Annotated in this window: 16 protein-coding genes and 1 tRNA gene; 6 read left to right on the top strand and 11 right to left on the bottom strand. The window is 64.1% G+C overall.

Annotated elements, in window-relative coordinates; all coding sequences use genetic code 11:
• Positions 1 to 120: 120 nt before the first annotated feature.
• The gene (locus tag NUU27_RS16095; protein WP_257763154.1) at positions 121 to 1,596 is read right to left on the bottom strand and encodes a PLP-dependent aminotransferase family protein; all 1,476 of its coding nucleotides are present in this window, start codon (positions 1,594 to 1,596) and stop codon (positions 121 to 123) included.
• Positions 1,597 to 1,679: 83 nt separating this feature from the next.
• Here NUU27_RS16095 and NUU27_RS16090 point away from each other — a divergent pair, with 83 nt between their 5' ends.
• Positions 1,680 to 2,363 (top strand): glutathione S-transferase N-terminal domain-containing protein, encoded by a 684-nt coding sequence (locus NUU27_RS16090; protein ID WP_257763153.1) that lies wholly within the window; start codon positions 1,680 to 1,682, stop codon positions 2,361 to 2,363.
• Between the two features lie 43 nt (positions 2,364 to 2,406).
• A complete protein-coding gene (locus NUU27_RS16085; protein ID WP_257763152.1) occupies positions 2,407 to 3,090 on the top strand; it encodes an MBL fold metallo-hydrolase in 684 nt (227 codons plus the stop codon).
• A 59-nt stretch (positions 3,091 to 3,149) separates the two neighbouring features.
• Here the strand turns inward: NUU27_RS16085 and NUU27_RS16080 are convergent, their stop codons facing one another.
• Entirely contained in the window at positions 3,150 to 4,091 is a 942-nt protein-coding gene (locus tag NUU27_RS16080) for a LysR family transcriptional regulator (RefSeq protein ID WP_257763151.1), read from the bottom strand.
• Between the two features lie 61 nt (positions 4,092 to 4,152).
• Complete coding sequence (locus NUU27_RS16075; protein ID WP_257763150.1) at positions 4,153 to 5,379, bottom strand: MFS transporter; 1,227 nt, start codon at positions 5,377 to 5,379, stop codon at positions 4,153 to 4,155.
• A gap of 126 nt (positions 5,380 to 5,505) precedes the next feature.
• On the opposite strand from NUU27_RS16075, the gene NUU27_RS16070 reads away from it, so the two are divergent.
• The gene (locus NUU27_RS16070) at positions 5,506 to 6,114 is read left to right on the top strand and encodes a TetR/AcrR family transcriptional regulator (protein WP_257763149.1); all 609 of its coding nucleotides are present in this window, start codon (positions 5,506 to 5,508) and stop codon (positions 6,112 to 6,114) included.
• A gap of 157 nt (positions 6,115 to 6,271) precedes the next feature.
• On the opposite strand, the gene NUU27_RS16065 is transcribed toward NUU27_RS16070, so the two are convergent.
• From NUU27_RS16065 to dctP, 7 genes are all read right to left on the bottom strand, one after another.
• Positions 6,272 to 6,348: transfer RNA gene (locus NUU27_RS16065), tRNA-Arg, on the bottom strand.
• A 379-nt stretch (positions 6,349 to 6,727) separates the two neighbouring features.
• Positions 6,728 to 8,053, bottom strand: a complete 1,326-nt coding sequence (locus NUU27_RS16060) for a mechanosensitive ion channel family protein (RefSeq protein WP_257763148.1) — start codon at positions 8,051 to 8,053, stop codon at positions 6,728 to 6,730.
• A gap of 95 nt (positions 8,054 to 8,148) precedes the next feature.
• On the bottom strand, positions 8,149 to 9,051 hold the full coding sequence (locus NUU27_RS16055) for a hydroxymethylglutaryl-CoA lyase (protein ID WP_257763147.1): 903 nt from the start codon (positions 9,049 to 9,051) through the stop codon (positions 8,149 to 8,151).
• Positions 9,048 to 10,325 (bottom strand): hydroxymethylglutaryl-CoA reductase, degradative, encoded by a 1,278-nt coding sequence (locus NUU27_RS16050; RefSeq protein ID WP_257763146.1) that lies wholly within the window; start codon positions 10,323 to 10,325, stop codon positions 9,048 to 9,050. Before NUU27_RS16050 ends, NUU27_RS16055 begins: the two co-directional genes overlap by 4 nt.
• Positions 10,326 to 10,339: 14 nt before the next feature.
• The gene (locus NUU27_RS16045; protein ID WP_257763145.1) at positions 10,340 to 11,653 is read right to left on the bottom strand and encodes a TRAP transporter large permease subunit; all 1,314 of its coding nucleotides are present in this window, start codon (positions 11,651 to 11,653) and stop codon (positions 10,340 to 10,342) included.
• Positions 11,650 to 12,153 carry a TRAP transporter small permease subunit gene (locus NUU27_RS16040; RefSeq protein ID WP_257763144.1) on the bottom strand — a complete coding sequence of 168 codons (504 nt, stop codon included), beginning with the start codon at positions 12,151 to 12,153 and terminating at the stop codon, positions 11,650 to 11,652. Before NUU27_RS16040 ends, NUU27_RS16045 begins: the two co-directional genes overlap by 4 nt.
• Positions 12,154 to 12,222: 69 nt before the next feature.
• Entirely contained in the window at positions 12,223 to 13,254 is a 1,032-nt protein-coding gene (gene dctP / locus NUU27_RS16035) for a TRAP transporter substrate-binding protein DctP (protein WP_257763142.1), read from the bottom strand.
• A 128-nt stretch (positions 13,255 to 13,382) separates the two neighbouring features.
• On the opposite strand from dctP, the gene NUU27_RS16030 reads away from it, so the two are divergent.
• Positions 13,383 to 14,780, top strand: a complete 1,398-nt coding sequence (locus NUU27_RS16030; protein ID WP_257763141.1) for a PLP-dependent aminotransferase family protein — start codon at positions 13,383 to 13,385, stop codon at positions 14,778 to 14,780.
• Here NUU27_RS16030 and NUU27_RS16025 read toward each other — a convergent pair.
• Complete coding sequence (locus NUU27_RS16025) at positions 14,777 to 15,781, bottom strand: AraC family transcriptional regulator (protein ID WP_257763140.1); 1,005 nt, start codon at positions 15,779 to 15,781, stop codon at positions 14,777 to 14,779. The genes NUU27_RS16030 and NUU27_RS16025 overlap by 4 nt on opposite strands.
• Positions 15,782 to 15,941: 160 nt before the next feature.
• On the opposite strand from NUU27_RS16025, the gene NUU27_RS16020 reads away from it, so the two are divergent.
• A complete protein-coding gene (locus tag NUU27_RS16020) occupies positions 15,942 to 16,394 on the top strand; it encodes a cupin domain-containing protein (RefSeq protein WP_257763139.1) in 453 nt (150 codons plus the stop codon).
• A gap of 252 nt (positions 16,395 to 16,646) precedes the next feature.
• The gene (locus NUU27_RS16015) at positions 16,647 to 18,134 is read left to right on the top strand and encodes an NAD(P)/FAD-dependent oxidoreductase (RefSeq protein WP_257763138.1); all 1,488 of its coding nucleotides are present in this window, start codon (positions 16,647 to 16,649) and stop codon (positions 18,132 to 18,134) included.
• The last annotated feature ends 19 nt before the right edge of the window (positions 18,135 to 18,153 follow it).

Raw genomic sequence — 18,153 nt, 5'->3', positions numbered from 1 at the left:
CTGGGACTTTATCAGACACAACGGAATAATGCCGACGAGCCGCGGGCGCACCTTCTCGACGATATGGAGAGCCTGCCGGCCCGCGACCACTGGTCTGGAGAGTTACAGGGGCCAATCCGATCACATCATCACACCGGCCAGCTCTTTGATTGCCGGCTCGATATTGTCCGCCTCGATCATCCCGAAGCCGAACACGAGACCTTTCTGGGCGATGTCGCGGGAGGCGTAGCGCGCCATATCCTCGACCCTCATTTGCCTTGTCGCCGCTCTCGCGACCACTTGCTGTTCGTCCTTGGGCACAGTCAGTTCGGCAGCCAGATGAACCCCGGCATGGGCACGGAAAGGACGGAGGCGATCGCTGAGATGGGTGTTCAGCGCCGCGCACAACGCCTCATGCCTTGCCGAATACACTCTCCGCATCTTGCGAACGTGACGAGCTAGGTGACCTTCGGCGATGAAGTCGGCGAGCGCGAGCTGACTGATGAGCGGGTTGTGCCAATCGTTCATCTGCTTGGCCAGCGTGAGTGCATAGCGCGCCCATTCCGGGACGACGACGAAGCCCATTCTGAGCGCCGGGAACATACTCTTGGAAAACGTGCCCACATAAAAAACGGATCCCGAGCGGTCGAGCGTCTGCAGCGCGTCGAGCGGCATGCGATCGTGCCGGAATTCGCTATCGTAGTCGTCCTCGACGATGACGGCGCCGAAGCTCTCGGCGAAATCGAGCAGCGCCGCGCGCCGGCGCGCCGACATGGCGACGCCGAGAGGAAACTGGTGCGAGGGCGTGATGCAGATTATGCGAGCACTCGGCGGGAGCCGGTCCACGACGAGCCCTTCCTCGTCCACGGGAATGGAAAGCACCTTTGCGCCCGCCCCGATGAACGACCGCCGGGTGGGTCCATATCCGGGATCTTCCAGCGCGACCTCGGTCTGCCCCGGTGTCACCAGGATACGGGCAATAAGATCGATTGCCTGTCTCGTGCCGGCCGTCACAACGATGTCTTCGGGCCGGCACGCGACGGCCCGAACGAACGAAACGTGGCTGGCGATCGCTTCACGCAATGGCGGCTCGCCGGCAGGATCGTGCTCATAGACCCCACTTCGTGCAACCGCGCGCGCCGCGCGCGTCGAAAGGCGCTGCCAGATGTCGAACGGAAATTCTGTAGCTGGCATGCCGGCCACGAAGTCGTAGCGGTAGGTCTCTCCGCTGCAGGTCTCGGCGAGCGGTCGCCAACCGCGCCAGGTGGGAGCCAGCCGCTTGTCAGAGACGGGATCAGCCTGCAGCGGTGCCTTTGGTCGCTCCAGCCTCGGGCGCACATCCGCGACATAGGTGCCGGCGCCCTGTCGTCCCTCGACATATCCTTCGCTCAAAAGCATGTCATAGGCGGCAATCACAGTGTTGCGCGATATGCCGAGTCCCTCTGCCAACGCGCGCGTTGGCGGTAGCCGAAGTCCGGGCTGAAGCCGTCCGTCGATGATAGCGGAGCGCAACTGCCGGTGCAGCGACCGCAGAATTTCGCGCGATCCTCTCTCCGGGAGATCGATTGCGATGTCGAGAATTGGCTCCATGAACTTCCCGCCGATCGGACCTTTCATGGAACCATATCGTCAAGCATTTGTGGCTGCAACGACATACTGCCCGTGTTTTCGAGCGCGAGTGCTATGGCGAGGATTTGATCATGATCGACCTCTATTTCTCACCGACGCCGAACGGTCTGAAGCTTAAACTGTTCTTCGAGGAGACAGGTCTGCCGCATCGGATCGTTCCAATCGCTCTCTCCAAAGGCGAGCAGTTCGCGCCGGAGTTCCTCGCCATCTCGCCCAACAACAAGATCCCGGCCCTTGTCGATCACTCGCCAATCGACGGTGGTGCACCGGTCGCCATGTTTGAGTCAGGGGCCATGCTTGTTTACCTCGCCGACAAGGCGGGTATGCTGATGCCGACGTCTCCGCGCGGTCGCAACACGGTCCTTCAATGGCTGTTCTGGCAGGCAGGCGGGCTTGGCCCTATGGCCGGACAGATCGGCCATTTCAACGTCCACGCACCGGAAAAGGTGCCCTACGCCATCGACCGGTACACGCGGGAGACCGCCCGTCTCTACAGGGTCCTCGACCGGCGCCTGGCGGATCACGAGTTCATCGCTGACGAATATTCGATCGCCGATATCGCCTGCTATCCTTGGATCGTGCCGCACGAAGCCTTCGGATTGAATCTCGAACTCTTCCCCAATCTTGCCAACTGGTTCAGAGCGATCGGCGCCCGTCCCGCAACGCTCAGGACTTATGAGGGGGTAGAGGATGTTTATGGCGCGCGGCAGAGGCCGCTTTCGGATGCGGAACGCAGAATGTTGTTTGGTCGGTAATCACGGGGGTCGTCCAGCACGGACGTTGCCCGCGAGGCGAACGATGCGGAAAGGCAACGAGATGAAGCAATTATACGATGACCTTTGGCAGACCAGCCCGGAACATCCCCTGTCGCGCTTTCCGAACAGCCAATGCCACGCCTACCTGCTGGTGAGAGAGGCTGGAAATGTACTTTTCTATAGCACCGGGCGAGAAGCCGTCGGGAAGGTCGATGATCGCGCCGATCACGACCGCATCGAAGAACTGGGTGGCGTCAGTCATCTCCTACTTTCCCATTGGCACGAAGCGTCCCCCTCGACCCGGTCCATCCGCGAGCGCTTCAACGCGACGCTAATCTGTCAGGCACGAGAGGCGCCGATGGTCGAGAAAGTGGCGGGTGTTGCGCCTGACACTGTATTCTGGGAACGGCAGACCCTTCTTGACGGCATCGAAGCCGTTCCGACGCCAGGACATACCGTGGGCAGTGCCTGTTATCTCTACAGATCTCCCAGCGGGCAAACCTATCTTTTCACGGGAGACACGATCTGGCCGGCGCGTGGAAGTTGGACCTCTGTGACATTCGAAGACGACGCAAGGCAATCGACCCACAGAGCGAGCCTCAACCTGTTGGCGGCTCTCGATCCCACAGTAGTGCTCCCTGCGATTTCACCGAGCGATCCGGTTGTGGAAGTTTCCAGTTTCGAATGGCGTTCGGCGATCCAAGCCACTCTGGCCAGTTTGGGTTGAGGCAGTATCGGCGGGTTCGTCGGAACGTCCACCTGTTTCGCTCAGATTCCTTCACTGGCTTATTCCGGCAAGCTGTCAGAGGGAACATGCCCTTCGACGAGTCTAGATTGCGTGTGCTTCTTCGCCATGTTCCGAGCCATACCGAGAAGGCGCAGCACTGCCCTTTTCGGAACGGAGTCGAGCCAGACCGCCTTCACCTTGCCGGTGCTGTCTGCAATCCGTCGCCAGACTGTTCCTTCAATGCTCACGCACTCGGCGAAACTTGCGCCGGTTACCAAGAAGCCCATACCTATTTGGACCTTCATCATCACAGTCGCCTGGCATGCTCGGCACTGTTCAATGCTTGGCCTGCGCTCGCCGTTGGTAATCTGACGAATAATGCATGGGTCGAGCAAGGGACCGTCTGCGCCCAGCGGCACTAGCAGGCGCTCTCCTTCAAAGCTCGACCAATTCAGAACGCTCTTGTCCGCGAGGGGGTGTTCCGCGGGCAGCAAAGCCGCCACATCCTCTTCCCAGATCACTTCGCTACGGCAGGCACAAGCTTCGCAACATGCACACATGAAGGCGATGTCAATGTGTCGGCGCCGTACGGCCATTGCCTGTTTGTGGGCGGCGCCGTCCTGGATGCTGACTTGGATATTCGGATAGGTTTTCTCGAAGCGATCGATAAGACGAACCAGAAGCTCGCGCCCGAATGGACCGCTGAGACCGATCCGAAGGCGGCCGCTGGCTTCCTTTCGCCGCGCGACCCCACTCAAAGCATCTTCGAGTCCATCATAGTGTCCGCGGATGCCTTCGATCCAATCCCGCCCTTCGTTGGTAAGGCGGACACCATTGTTGTTACGCTGGAAAATCTGGATGTCGAGTTGCTGCTCGAGAGCACAGATATTGCGGCTGACAGTTGACTCTCGCACGTCATATCGTCGTGCAACCTGCCGCATGCTGCCGTGTTCGGCAGCCGCGAGCGCGTATTTGAGGTGCCGTAGCGGTTCGGATTTCATCTCATCTCCGATCTCGATACAGAGGACCTGTCAGGCCACAATGTTCTGGAGGCGCCGCCCTCTACTCGGCCGGCTGGAGCACAGGGCCTGAAGCCGTGTCCGCCCCTTCACCCGATAGACTTCGCTGCCCCAGTGTCACGGTCAGTACGGCCGCGACGCCTGCGGCCACCGAAACCCAGAAGCCGTTCTGCGGGCCGAAATTGTCGACAACCCAGCCGGCGGCAAATGAACCGAAGGCCATACCGATGCCGATGCCAGTCATCACCCAGGTGACGCCCTCGGTCAGCATCGATGCGGGTACGCGGCGTTCTATGAGGCCGAAGGCCGTGATGAAGGTGGGCGAGACGGCGATACCGCTCAAGAAAACGGCCAGGGCGAGAAGAGCGACCGAACCGCCGGCTATAAGTAGCGGCAATGTGGTGGCTGCGAGAACGCTGACGGCGATCAATAGCTGGCGCTGTAGCGGCATCCTGAGGTTCACCGCACCAAGTATCAGGCCGAGCACGAACGATCCGGCTGCATATACACCGATGACGAAACTTGCTGAACCCGGCTGCCCCAACGCCTCGGTGATCGCGACTGCACTGACTTCGGCTGTTGCGAAGATCGCACCGACGAAGATGAGCGCCAGGGTGACGAGTTGCACTGGGCGCAGGCGGATGGCCGACCCCCGCTCGAGCATTCCCGCCAGTGCTTCGACCTTTGGCTCGGTCGAGCGCTGCAGCAGGAACGCGGCAGTTCCGAGGCCGAGCAATATGGTACTGGCAAGAACGCCTGCCTGCGGAAAGAGCGAAACCGCCAAACCCACGGATAGCGAGGCGCCGGCAATGTAGATCAATTCGTCAGCCGCCGACTCGAAGGCGAAGGCAGTGTTCAACTCCGGCCGGTCACGGAATATTCCGCTCCAGCGGGCGCGCACCATGGCCGAAATGCTCGGCATCGTCGCGGCAAGGAACGTCGATGCGAACAGCGTCCAGATAGGCCAGCCCTGACCGGCCGCAGCCACAAGCGCCAGAAAGGCGGCGACGGACACGGCCGTCGCCGGCGCGACGACCTTCGACTGGCCGTAGCGATCCACGAACCGCGATATCTGCGGCGAGGCAATCGCGTTCGTCAGTGCGAACACCGCCGCTACTGCCCCCGCCAGCCAGTATTCGCCATGGGTCTGGGACAGCATCGCGACGATCCCGATGGGCGCCATCGCTATTGGCAGGCGTGCTATGAACCCGGCGCTCGAAAACCCCTTGGTTCCAGGCACACGGAAGATCTCCGCATAGGGATTGGACATCGGAACGGTTCTCCTTGATCCGGGCCGGTGAAGGCTTTACATACGCAGTGTACGTGAATGAGATAGTAGCATACGCAACGTATGTCAATAGACATACGTGACGTAGGCGAATGAAGGGCGAGATAGGTGCGAAGGTCGCGGAAGGAAATGATAGCCGAAACCAGGGCCAAGCTGATTGCCGCGGCACGGCAGGCATTCGGCACGGTCGGCTATGCGGAATCGTCGATGGATGACTTCACCGCGGCCGCGGGCCTGACTCGCGGCGCGCTCTACCACCATTTCGGCGACAAGAAGGGCCTGTTTCAGGCTGTGGTCCATCAAATCGACGACGAGATGACGGAACGGTTGGCAGAAATTTCCGCTCGCGCACCAACACTCTGGCAAGCGGTCGTCGACAATTGGATCGCATATATTCAGATGGCATTGGAGCCGGAAATCCAGCGCATCATGTTCCGCGATGGTCCCGCTGTGTTGGGTGATATTTCGCTATGGCCGGACACGAACGGCTGCGTCATGGGCCTCAAAGAACAGCTCGCGGAACTCAAAGCGGACGGGCTGATCGTGGATGTCGATCCCGAAGCTGCGGCGCGGATGATCAACGGTGCGAGTATCCACGCGGCCACTTGGATCGCCAGTTCCGATAGTCCGGAAGAAACATCCGAGAAAGCTGTGTCGAGCTTCCGTGCTTTGCTCGAGGGCTTGCATGTTGATGAGGCTGGCCGCGACCCTCGCTAGGCCTCTGCCCGAACGATTGATTGGAAGGCGAGGGCGCAAGTCATCGAGCTGGGCCTCGATCCGCACCAGATCCCGAAGTCGCCTGCTTCACTGATGTTTCCGCAGCGTCGCTACGCGCGCTGAAGCGACGGCGTAAATGTCTGAATTTCAATGGAAATGGCGCACCCGACAGGATTCGAACCTGTGACCTTCGGCTTCGGAGGCCGACACTCTATCCAGCTGAGCTACGGGTGCATTCTGTGTTCAGATAGTGATGGTGACCGCGCAGGGTCAATCACGAATCCAACTTCGTAACGACTCAAACGGAGCGAAAAAAGCTCCGCCGATCGTCGCCGTTCGTACTCTACAAGCTCCTTCAACTTGCTTCCGTGGTGCTTCCGTGACCACGGAAGCGGTTTCTCCGCTTCATTCGAGTTTCACCAATCGCTTGGTTTTCCTCGGTTTTTTCGATGCCCACCAATTGCCCACTTGACTTAGCCTTGCCTTCGGAGGGCAGCGCTCTATCCAGCTGAGCTACGGGTGCCGGCCAAAAATGCGCCGGGCAAAGCGGCGGCGCGTCGCCTACATAGCCGAAGCGCTTCGGCGCATCAACGGCGAAATGGAGGGGTGCGGCTCATTCCGCCTCGGGCCGGGGCTCGCCCCGCGGCCGCACAGCGCGGGCGGCATCCCGCTTCAGGATCACCTCGCGATGCGGATAGGGTATCTCGATGCCGTTCGCCTTCAGCGTATCCCACAGCGCCAGGAGAACCTTGCCGCGCACATTGGTGAGCCCCTGCTGGGGATCGCGGATCCAGAATCGCAGCACGAAATCCAGCGAGGATTCGCCGAACGCCGTCATCCAGCAGACCGGGCGCCGCTCCGCATCGACGCGCCCCACGCTCATCGCCGCCTCGATCGCCAGCGCGCTCACCTCGTGCGGGTCGGCCTCGTAGGAGACGCCGAACGAGACGTCGAGCCGCACCATTTCGTCGCTGAAGGACCAGTTGATCACCTGCTGGGTGATGAAATCCTCGTTGGGGATCAGATATTCGCGCCCGTCGCGCGTGATGACCGAGACGAAACGCGCGCGCAGCTCGCGGATCCAGCCGAACGTGTCGCCCAGCGTTATCGTGTCGCCCGGCTTGATCGACTTGTCGAGCAGGATGATGACGCCGGAAATGAAATTCGAGACCACCTTCTGCAGGCCGAAGCCGAGGCCGACGCCGACCGCGCCGGAAAACACCGTCAGCGCCGTCAGGTCGACACCGGCGGATGAAAGCGTGATGCCGCCGGCCAGGATCACCAGCCCGATCTTCACCACCTTGCCGATCAGCACGCGGATGGACGGCGTCAATTCGCCCGAGCGCTGCACGCGCTCGTCGAGATAATTGCCGGCGACGACCGCCACCCAGAGCGTCGCCGTCAGGAGGACGACCGCCTTGATGATCATCAGCGCACTCAGCCGCAGATTGCCGAGCGGCAGGGCGAGACTGTCGAGGAAGGCGGCCGCTTCCTGGTCGATGCCGAGAATGACCAGAGCGGCATAAATCCAGGCGAGCCAGCCGATGATCCGCGCCACCAGGCGGTTGCGGATGATGCGCGAGACGACCGCGGCGAAGAGCCAGGCAAGCGACAGCGACAGGGCCAGCGCGATGAGCTGCGAGCGGCTCGGCCAGGTCACCGCGCGCAGCACCGTGAAGGCGGCGAACAGCAGGATGACGAAGAGGATCCAGTCCGTGCGCCGCATCAGCGCGATGATGACGCGCAAAAGATCCGGGTGTCCCTTGATGCGGCGGGCGCGCTCCTCCGACCCGCTCTCGACACGCCCGGCCAGGAGCTTGGCGACGCCGAACAGGAGGGCGAGGAGGGCGATCTGGTAGAAGGTCCAGGGATGCGCGAGATTGCCGAGCTCGACACGCGCCCAATCGAGAATGCCCGTCAGAGTATCCGCAATCGACATCGCTTCAATCTAGAGCATCGGCCTGAAAATCGGAATCGATTTTCGGAAAGCATGCTGAGTTGAAGACCTACGGCGTGCTGCCGCTGCGGACGAGATCAGCCCGCGCCGCTTCCCCGCAACGCCTTGAAGACGCGGCTCGACGGCGCGATGCCGAGGCGCCGATGGCAGGATGCGGCCGCGTCGAGCAGGCGCTCCAGCACGATCCCGGTCTTAAAGCCCTGCTCCTCGAGCAGATAGACGACGTCCTCCGTCGCGACGTTGCCCGCCGCCCCCGGCGCGAAGGGGCAGCCGCCGAGCCCGCCGACGGCGGCATCCACCGTGCGCACGCCGAGGCGCACCGCTTCCCAGACATTCGCCACGCCCATGCCGTAGGTGTCGTGGAAATGCGCGGCGATCGCCTCCATCGGCACGTCGCGCGCCACCGTCTCGATCACCGCCGCGATCCGCCGAGGCGTCGCCTTGCCGAGCGTCTCGCCAAGCGCGATCTCCGCGCAGCCCATGTCCCGCAGGGCGACCGCCACGGCGGACACCGCCGCCGGCTCGATCCGGCCTATATAGGGGCAGTCGGTGACGGTCGAAACGTAGCCGCGCACGAACAGTCCTGCCGCACGCGCACGGGCCACGATCGGCGCAAAGCGATCGAGCGAGGCGGCGACCGTCGAGCCGATGTTCCTTTCGGCAAAAGCATCGCTCGCAGCGGTGAAGACGGCGATGGCGCGCGCACCCTTGGCAAGCGCCTCATCGAGCCCCCGCTCATTGGCCACCAGCACCATGTCGCCGGCGCGGCCGCCGGAGCCGACGGCATCCATTACCGCCGCCGTATCGGCCATGCGCGGCACACGCCGCGGCGAGACGAAGGCACCGACCTCCAGGCGCTCGACGCCGGCAAGACGCAGGCGCTCGATCAGGTCGACACGCGCCGCAGTCTCGATCGGTTCCTTGCGCGCCTGCAGCCCGTCGCGCGGCCCGACCTCGACGATCGAGACGCGGGCGCTCACTTTCCGCCCCGGATGCGGGCCAGGATCTCCTCGGCCAGATCCTGGCGCACCTTGCCGAGCGCCTTCAATTCGCTCGCCACGCGGTCGATCTCCTCGCCTGCCGCGCCGACCATCAGCGCGACGTTCTGCGCATGCAGCGCCATATGGCCCTTCTGGATGCCGGTGGTGGCGAGCGCCCGCATGGCGGCGAAATTCTGCGCCAGGCCGATCGACACGATGATGCGCGCCAGCGCGTCGGCCGTCTCGACGCCCAAAAGCTTGAGATTGGCCTGCGCCGTCGGGTGGATCTTCGTCGCCCCGCCGATCAGGCCCACGGCCATCGGCATTTCGAGGATGCCGACGAGGTTGCCCTCGGTATCCTTTTCCCAGCGCGACATGGACCGATAGCGCCCGCCCCGCGCGGCATAGGCATGGGCGCCCGCCTCGATGGCGCGCGTGTCGTTGCCGGTGGCCAGCACCACGGCGCTGACGCCGTTCATGATGCCCTTGTTGTGGGTCGCCGCGCGATAGGGGTCGGCATCGGCGAAGCGATAGGCCGACAGCATGTCGTCGCGCACCTCGGCACCGCCGATCTCGCCCAGCGGCCACACGGCACGGGCGCGCACCACGCGCCGGTCGGCAAGGTTGGTCAGGATGCGCAGCAGGGTGCGCGCACCAGTCCATTCGGCAAGCTTCGGCGCCAGCGCCTCGGCCATGCTGTTGACCGCGTTCGCACCCATCGCATCGCGCGTGTCGACGATGATGTGGACGATGGTCATCGGCCCCTCGTCCGTCTCGATCACCCGCACGTCGAGATCGCGGAAGCCGCCGCCGAACTTCACCAGGAGCGGGTCGGTCCCGTCGCAGATCGTCCGGATCTCCTCGAACCGCTCATAGACCTTGAGACGCACGGCCTCCGGATCGCTGGCGCCCAGCAGCTGGATCTGCGCCGCCATCACCGGCCCGCTGCCGGAGGTGAAGAAGCCGCCGGTTCCGCGGCAGCGTTTGGCGGCGTTGCAGACGGCGGCGATGACCGAGGATTCCTCCGTCGCCATCGGCACCAGCACCTCGCGCCCGTCGACGATCATGTTGGTGGCGATGCCGACCGGCACGGCCATGGTGGAAATCGCGTTTTCGACCAGCCGGTCCGCCAGCTCGATCTGCCCCTCGGCGGCGGCTGCGAGGCTCGCAATGGCCTCGTTGCCGAGGCCCGCCTGCCGCGCCACGGCCTGCAGCCGCGCGGCGGGCGTCATCTTGTGGAGACCTTCAATACGGGACGATCGGACGTCGCTCATCGTGTGTCCTATTTCTACTGGATCATGGTTTTGGGAAGCCAGAGCACCAGCTCCGGGAACAGCGCGCAAATCAGGATGCCGAGCGCCTGCAGAAGCATGAAGGGGATGATGGCCCGGTAGACGGTTCCCATGCCGATGCCGGCCGGCAGCACGCCCTTCATGTAGAACAGCGTGTAGCCGAAGGGCGGCGAGATGTAGGCCATCTGCGCCGAGACGAGGAACAGGATGCCGAACCACAGCCGGTCGAATCCGAGGAAGTCGATCACCGGCAGGAAGACCGGTACGCACAGGAGGATGATGCCGATCTCGTCGAGAAACATGCCGAGGAAGAACAGGATCAGCAGCATCACCGCGAGCACGATCCAGCGGCTGGCCTCCAGATCCTGGATGAAGCCGAGCAGGAAATCCGCCCCGCCCGTTCCGGTGAAGATCGCCACGAAGGCGCGGGCGCCGATGGTGATCCACAGGATCATGGTCGTGACCTTGACCACGTCCATGCCGACGCCGCGCACCAGATCCCAGCCAAGCCGCCTCTCGATCAGCGCCGAGACGAAGGCGAGCGCCACGCCGACCGCGGCGGCCTCGGTCGGCGTGGCAATGCCCCTGTAGATCGTGCCGAGCACGCCGACGATGATGAGCATCGGCAGCACCAGCGACTTCAGCGCGGCAAGACGCATCGACCAGGTGACGCCCTCATTGTCGGCAGGGCGCGGCGCGATGGCCGGGTTGAGCGCGGCGCGCAGCACGATGTAGCCGATATAGAGCGAGGCGAGCAGCAGGCCCGGTACCACGCCGGCGATGAACATCTGCCCGATGGAGGCCTGCGCCGTCACCGCATAGACGATGGTGATGACCGAGGGCGGAATGAGGATGCCGAGCGTGCCGCCGGCGCAGATCGTGCCGATGGCGAGTTCCGGCTGGTAGTTGCGCTTCAGCATGGAGGGCAGCGCCAGCATGCCCATGGCCGCAACCGCCGCGCCGACGATGCCGGTCATCGCCGCAATGATGGTGCAGATGGCGATGGTGCCGACGGCCAGCCCGCCCGGCAGACGCCGCGACCAGAGCTCCATCGCCCGATAGAGGCTCTCGATGACCCCGGAGCGCTGCAACACGCTCGCCATCATCACATAGAGCGGGATGGCGAGCAGCGATTCCGAATGCATCGTGTCGAAGAGATTGAGCACGGTGACGGAAAGCGCGGCGGGTCCCCATAAGGTCACCGTGAACAGCAGCGCCAGCGCGCCGAGCGTGAAGGCGAGCGGCACGCCGGTCAGCAGCAGGCCGACGAGGCTGGCGAACATGATGACGAGGACGAATTGCGAGTTCATGGCCGCGTCCCCTCTTCCGCAGGGGAACGCAATTCCGTCACCGCCTCGGCCAGCGCCTGCAGGCACAGCATCGCGAAGGCGAAGGGCACGGTGAATTTCAGCCACCAGACCGGCGGGTTCCAGGCCGAGAAGCTGGTCTCGCCCAGTGCATAGGCATTCACCGCCAGCGGCCAGCTCACCACGGCGAAGACACCGGCGAAAAGCGCTATGACGAGGCAGGCGAAGACATCGAGCACCCGCCGCATCGGCCCTTGCGCCTTTTCGCTGAAGATATCGACGGCGACATGGCCGCGCAGATGCAGGAGATAGGGCCCGGCCAGCATGAAATGCGGACCGAAGACCAGCGTGCTCGCCTCCATGGCCCAGACGGTCGGCGCGTCGAACGCATAGCGTGCCGCCACCTCGTAGAGCAGCATCGGCACGACCGCGAAGATGATCGCCGCGGCGGCCATGAAGAGAAGCCGGTTGAGACCGGTGATGAGGGCGCAGAGTGCTTGCATGGAACCGTCGTCAGGCCGTGCGGCCGCAGAAGAGACGGGCGGCGCCGGGTGCCGCCCGCGGGCCAAGGATCAGATGAGGCCGAGCGACTGCATGAAGGCGATCTGGCTGTCGACGATCCTGGTCGCCAGGGGATCCTCCCTGGTGGCGGTCTTCCAGGAGGCGACCGCCTTGCCGCGTGCCGCGGCGATGTCGGCCGGGTCGAGCTGGATCACTTCCACGCCCTTCTCGCGGTACTTTTCGAGCACCTCGGTGTTCTGCACGATGATGCGCTGGCGCAGCGAGCCGGAAATCTCGCGCGCCGCCACGGCGAGCGCCGCCTTGAAGCCGCCCGGCAGCGCCTCATAGGCAGCCGTGTTGGCGACGTAGCTCGTCGCCGTGGTCGGCTGGTGCACGCCCGGCAGGATGATGTATTTCGCGACTTCCGCCAGGCCCGCCTCGTAATTGGCCGTCAGGTCGCCGCGATCGGCGAAATCGATCAGGCCCTTTTCGAGGCCGGAATAGACCTCCGCCGTCGCCATCGGCGTCACCGCGACGCCGAGATCGCCCATCACCGCCGAGGCCAGGCCGACGAAACGGCCCTTCTTGCCGGCCATATCGGCGATGCTCTCGATCTTGACCGTAGAGTGCATCGGCTCCTCGCCATAGACCGTCGGCGCGATATAGGTGAGGCCCGCCTTGGCATAGGCCTCGCGCGCCATGTCGAGGCCGCCGAGCTCGTAGAACCAGGCTTCGTACTGGTCCGGATCGGGAAAGCCGAAGGGAATGGTCGAGGTGAAGGCAAAGGAGGGGATCTTGCCGGCCTCGTAGCCGTCGAAGGTCTTCATCATCTGGAAGGCGCCGCTGCGCACCGCGTCGAAGGCCTGGTTGGCCGGCACGAGCTGTCCCGCCGCAAACAGCTTGATGTCGAATTTGCCGTCGGTCAGCTCGGCGACGCGGGCGGCGAAGGCCTTCTCTAACTCGTAAGGCGTGGTGCCACCATCCCACAGCGCCTGCATGCGCCATGAAACGGTCTCCTGCGCGCGCGCCACGGCGGGCATGGCAAGCGCGGCTCCGCCAAACGCCGAAGCAGCCAGGATCCGGCGACGTCTCAAATCAGTCATTGCTTCCTCCCAAGACAGCAAAGTTTGTCGATCGGCCTAAATTGTCCTAAAATGATCTGGGACAATCAAGGGACAGTTTGGCGCAAAATCGCGATGACTGTCCCAATCAAATGAATGGGACAGTCGACATGGAAGACGACAATCTCCGCCTCTCACGGGCAGACCGCATCGTCCAGCATGTGAGCGGGCTTCTGTCCGCCGGCGCCTTCAAGGCGGGCGAGCGGCTGCCTTCCGTGCGGCAGGCGGCGCGCGAGCACGGCGTTTCCAAGAACACCATGGCGGAAGCTTACGACCGGCTGGTCGCGCGCGGCCTTCTGGAGGCCCGTGCCGGCTCCGGCTATTACGTCGCCCAATTCCAGCTTCCGCGCTCCGTGCCGCCGGCGCCGCATGTGGCGGCTGCGGTGGATGTGGTTTCGCTGCTGCGCGAGCAGCTCGACCAGCATTACGAGGTGCGCCCGGGCGACGGGCGGCCGCCCGCCCTGTGGATGGAGGGATCGGAGCTCAAGCGCTATTTCTCCGGCTTCAAGACCGCCGATCCGTCCTCGGTGGATTTCGGCTATGGCAGCTCCTGGGGCTATGCGCCGCTGCGCGAGCGGCTGCGCGTGCTGCTTCTGGAGCGGTCGATCACCGTGCAGCCTGAAGGGCTGCTGCTCACCCACGGCGTCAATCACGGTATCGACCTGATCATCCGCCACCTGATCGAGCCGGGCGACACGGTGCTCGTCGACGACCCCGGCTATTACCCGCTGTTCGGCAAGCTGACCCTGGCCAAGGCGAAGATGATCGGCATCCGCCGCGGCCATGACGGACCGGACCTCGAAGATCTCGCGGCAAAACTCGCCCTTCACCGGCCGAAGGTCTTCTTCACCCAGTCGCTTGCCCACAACCCCACCGGCAGCACCCTGTCGCCGGCCGTCGCCTTCGGCCTGATGCAGCTTGCCGAGCGTTGGGGCTTCCTGCTGGTGGAGAACGACGCGCTCGCCGACATCCTGCCCTCGACGCTGCCGCGCCTTGCAGCGCTCGATCAGCTCAACCGCGTGCTCTATGTCGGCACCTTCTCGAAGACGTTGTCGGCAAGCCTGCGTTGCGGCTTCGTCGCCGGACACCCGGCCATCGTCGGCGCGCTCGGCGACCTCAAGATGCTCACCACGGTCGCCACGTCGGATTATGTCGAGCGCTTCGTCTTCCATCTCATCCAGGGCGGGCATTATCTGCGCCACCTGCGGCGGCTGCGGGCCCGGGTGGAAGAGGCCCACAAGGCCTCGTTCGCCCAACTCGAGGCGCTCGGCCTGAAGCTGCGCGAGAGCATCACGCCGGGCTTCTATCTGTGGGCGGAATTTCCCCGCTCGGTGGACGAGATGGAGCTTTGCCGCGCCGCCGCCGCCGAGAGCATCTTCCTGGCCCCCGGCAGCGTCTTCACGCCGGACAGGACGGCGCGTGGCGCAGCGGCGATCCGCGTCAACGTCGCCTATGGCACCAACCCGCGCTTCATCGCCTTCCTCAAGGGTTTTCTCGCCGAAGCCTAAAACGCCGGCCGGCGCATGGTCTCGCTCGGCAGTTCGCCGAACTCCCTGCGGTAATCGGCGGCGAAACGGCCGAGATGGGTGAAGCCCCAGCGCAGCGCGATTTCGGTGACCGAGATCGCATCGCCGGCGCGTTGCAGCTCGAATCGCACCCGGCGCAACCGCTCGCGCGTCAGCGCATGCATGGGCGACAGGCCGAAGGTGCTCTTGTAGGCGAGTTGCAGGGCGCGCGCGCCGACGCCCGAAGCCGCCGCGATGTCGAGCAGCGTGATCGGCTTGTCGGCGTTCTGCCGGATGAACTCCTCGGCACGCTTCACCTGGCGCGGCGCAGGCTTCGATCTTGCTTCCATGAACGGGGAGAGGTTGTTCGGCTGCATCCTGAGCAGTGCCTCCAGCACACGCTGTTCGTTGAACGCCGCGCACAGGCTGAACCCGGACTCGGTGCCGGCGGCACGCCGGTTGGCGGCGTGGAACATGGCGCTCACCAGATAGTGCCAGGCGGCAAGTTCCGGCCGGGTGAGATCGAGCATGGGGTCGAACAGCAGCGGCCCCGGCATGGCCCGTTCGCACAGTTGCTCGGCGAATGCCGTGAAGGATGCCTTGTGGATCTGCACCAGAACCTGCTCGCAGCCCGCCCACCAGTGCATGACGGTCTCGCGGTCCGCGTTGAGCAGCGAGGCGGTGCGGCCGTCGCTCTGGAACTCTTCCCCCTGGTGGCGGATGGTGGCGCAGCCGCTGATGGGGATCTGGATGAGGTAGAAGGTCTCGAGCGCGCCCGGATCGATCATCACGTCGGCGCCGTAGCTGATGTAGTTGAGCGACAGGAGCCGGCCGGGGTGATGGTGCTGCGTGGCAAAAAAACGGGCGCCGCCGCCGATCACCTCCAGCCGGTGGCGGCAGAATTTCCGGGCGACCATTTCGCGCGCACAATCCAGATCGGCCGAACGAAAGAGAACGTGATTGGACAGCGGGCGGTCGCCCCGTTCCTCCCTCTCGATCATCATCCGCAAAGTGTAGCACCGGCCGCGTTTTCGCCAAGAGGGAGAGGATTGGGGCGTGCCTTCCCCGTCATTTTTTTCGTTTTTCGGATAGTCGCTGCGGTTTGCGGATAGCGGCGGCGCCCGTTTCGCGGGACGATCGGGCACCGTGATAGAGGAGAACGTCATGGAAAAAGAACTCGAAAAGGGCATCACCCGCGAAGGCGAAGGCTTCGCGGAGACCCAATGGAACATTCTCGGCCAGGTCTATTTTCCCAAGGCGGCCTGCGATTCCACCTTCGCCTTCGAGACCAACAGCGACCCCGGCCAGTTCGTGCCCGTGCACGTCCACCCGACGCAGGAAGAGTTCATCCTGGTGCAGGAAGGCGAGCTCGACCTGAAACTCGACGGCAAATGGCTGAAGGCCAGGGCGGGGGATCTGGTGCGCATGCCGCGCGGCGTGCCGCATGGCTATTTCAACAAATCCGACAAGCCCGCCCGCGCCTTGTTCTGGGTCTCGCCGGCGCGCAAGCTCGAGGCGCTGTTCGAGAAGCTGCACAACATGACGGACCCGGCAGAGGTGGTGAAGGTCTCCGCCCTTCACGAGGTCGATTTCCTGCCGCCCGAGGCCAACGACTAGGGCGGGATGAGGAAAGGTGTGAAGCGGTTTTCCGCCCGCATCCCGCTCTGACTTTTTGATGCGATCGCAAAATCATCGCGATCTAGGGAGCGGCAGTCCCGGGTCGAATGGACCCGAGGTCATAAGCCACGATCGTTTTTGACAGATTGAGCGGGCGCCAGGCCCGCTCCGGCCGCGGGGCGGCCCGGCGGCGTGCGAAGGCACGGCGCGGGAGAGCGTTCGCCCGCGAGAGGCCGGACCGGAGGAACAAGCATGACCACACGAAAGAAAGTTTGCGTGATCGGAGCCGGCGTCAGCGGGCTCGCCGCGGCAAGGGCGTTCGGCAGACGCGGCCACGAGGTCGCCATCCTCGAGCGCAGCCGCGAGCTCGGCGGCGTCTGGGAGCCCTCGCGCTCCTATCCCGACGTCAAGACGCAAAGCCCCAAGGATCTCTACCGCTACACCGACAAGCCGATGCCGAAGCACTATCCCGAGTGGCCGACGGGAGCGCAGGTCTTCTCCTACCTTTCCGATTTTGCCGAAGACCACGGGCTCAGGCGGCTGATCCGCTTCGGCACGGACGTCCGCGCCATGCGTCGCCGCGCGGACGGCCGCAAGGGCTGGGAACTCGATCTTGAGACGCCCGAAGGCCGCAAGAGCGAGACCTTCGACTTCATCGCCGTGTGCACCGGCAATTTCAGCGACAAGAACCGTCCCGCGCATCCCGGCCAGGAGGCATTCGAGGCCGCCGGCGGGACGGTCCTGCATTCGTCGGAATACACCGACCCCGCCATGGTGCGCGGCAAGCGCGTCGTCGTTCTCGGTTTCTCGAAATCGGCGACGGACATCGCGGTCAGCGCCGTCAACGCCGGGGCCGCGGCGGTGAGCATCGTCTATCTGAAACCGGTCTGGCGCATCCCCTACTTCATCGGCGGGCTCATCAACTTCAAGCGCATCCTCTACATCCGCGCTCAGGAGAAGATGTTTCCGGGCTGGAACCGCAGCACGCTCGCCCGTCTCAACCACGCCGTCGCACGCCCCTTCGTCTGGGCCAACTGGCGAGCGCTCGAAAGCCTGCTCACCATGCAGATGAAGCTGAAGAAGACGGGATTGCGCCCCGAGGAGCGGATCGAGGACGGCATCAACTGCTCGGTGCCCATCGCCACGCCCGGCTTCTTCGAAATGGTGCTCGACGGCCGCATCAAGGCGTTGCAAGGCACCTTCGCCCGTTACGAGCAGGATGCCGTCATCCTGACCGGCGGCGAGCGCATTACCGCCGACATGGCGGTCCTCGCCACCGGCTGGAAGGCCGGCATCCCCTTCCTGCCGCAGGAATATCGCGACAGGCTGATCGAAGCCGACGGGCAATACCGGCTCTATCGCCTGATCGTCAATCCGGACATTCCGGACCTCGGCTTCGTCGGCTTCAATTCCTCCTTCTGCACGGTTCTGTGCGCCGATGTGGGAGCGGAATGGCTGGTGCGCTACGCCGACGGCAAGCTTGCCCGGCAACCCGGCGAGGCGCAGATGCGCGAGAACATCGAGATGATGCTCGACTGGCGCCGCAACGAGCGGCCGGCCGCCAAGGTCTATGGCGGGCTGTGCGTGGCCCCATACCATTTCAAGCATTTCGACGAGCTGCTGGCGGACATCGGCACACGCCGGAAGCGACGCAATGCGCTGGCGGAAAACTTCGCGCCACCCGCTGCCGAGGCCTATGCCGGCTACCTGCGCACCGCGCCCGACTACCAGGCGGCCTAGGACGGATCGACATTTGGGA

The organism is Nitratireductor sp. ZSWI3 (genome assembly GCF_024655565.1).
In the GTDB taxonomy this organism is placed as follows: Bacteria; Pseudomonadota; Alphaproteobacteria; order Rhizobiales; family Rhizobiaceae; genus Nitratireductor.
The sequence above is the reverse complement of the archived record's forward strand: the minus strand, read 5'-3'. Positions and strand labels throughout refer to the sequence as shown.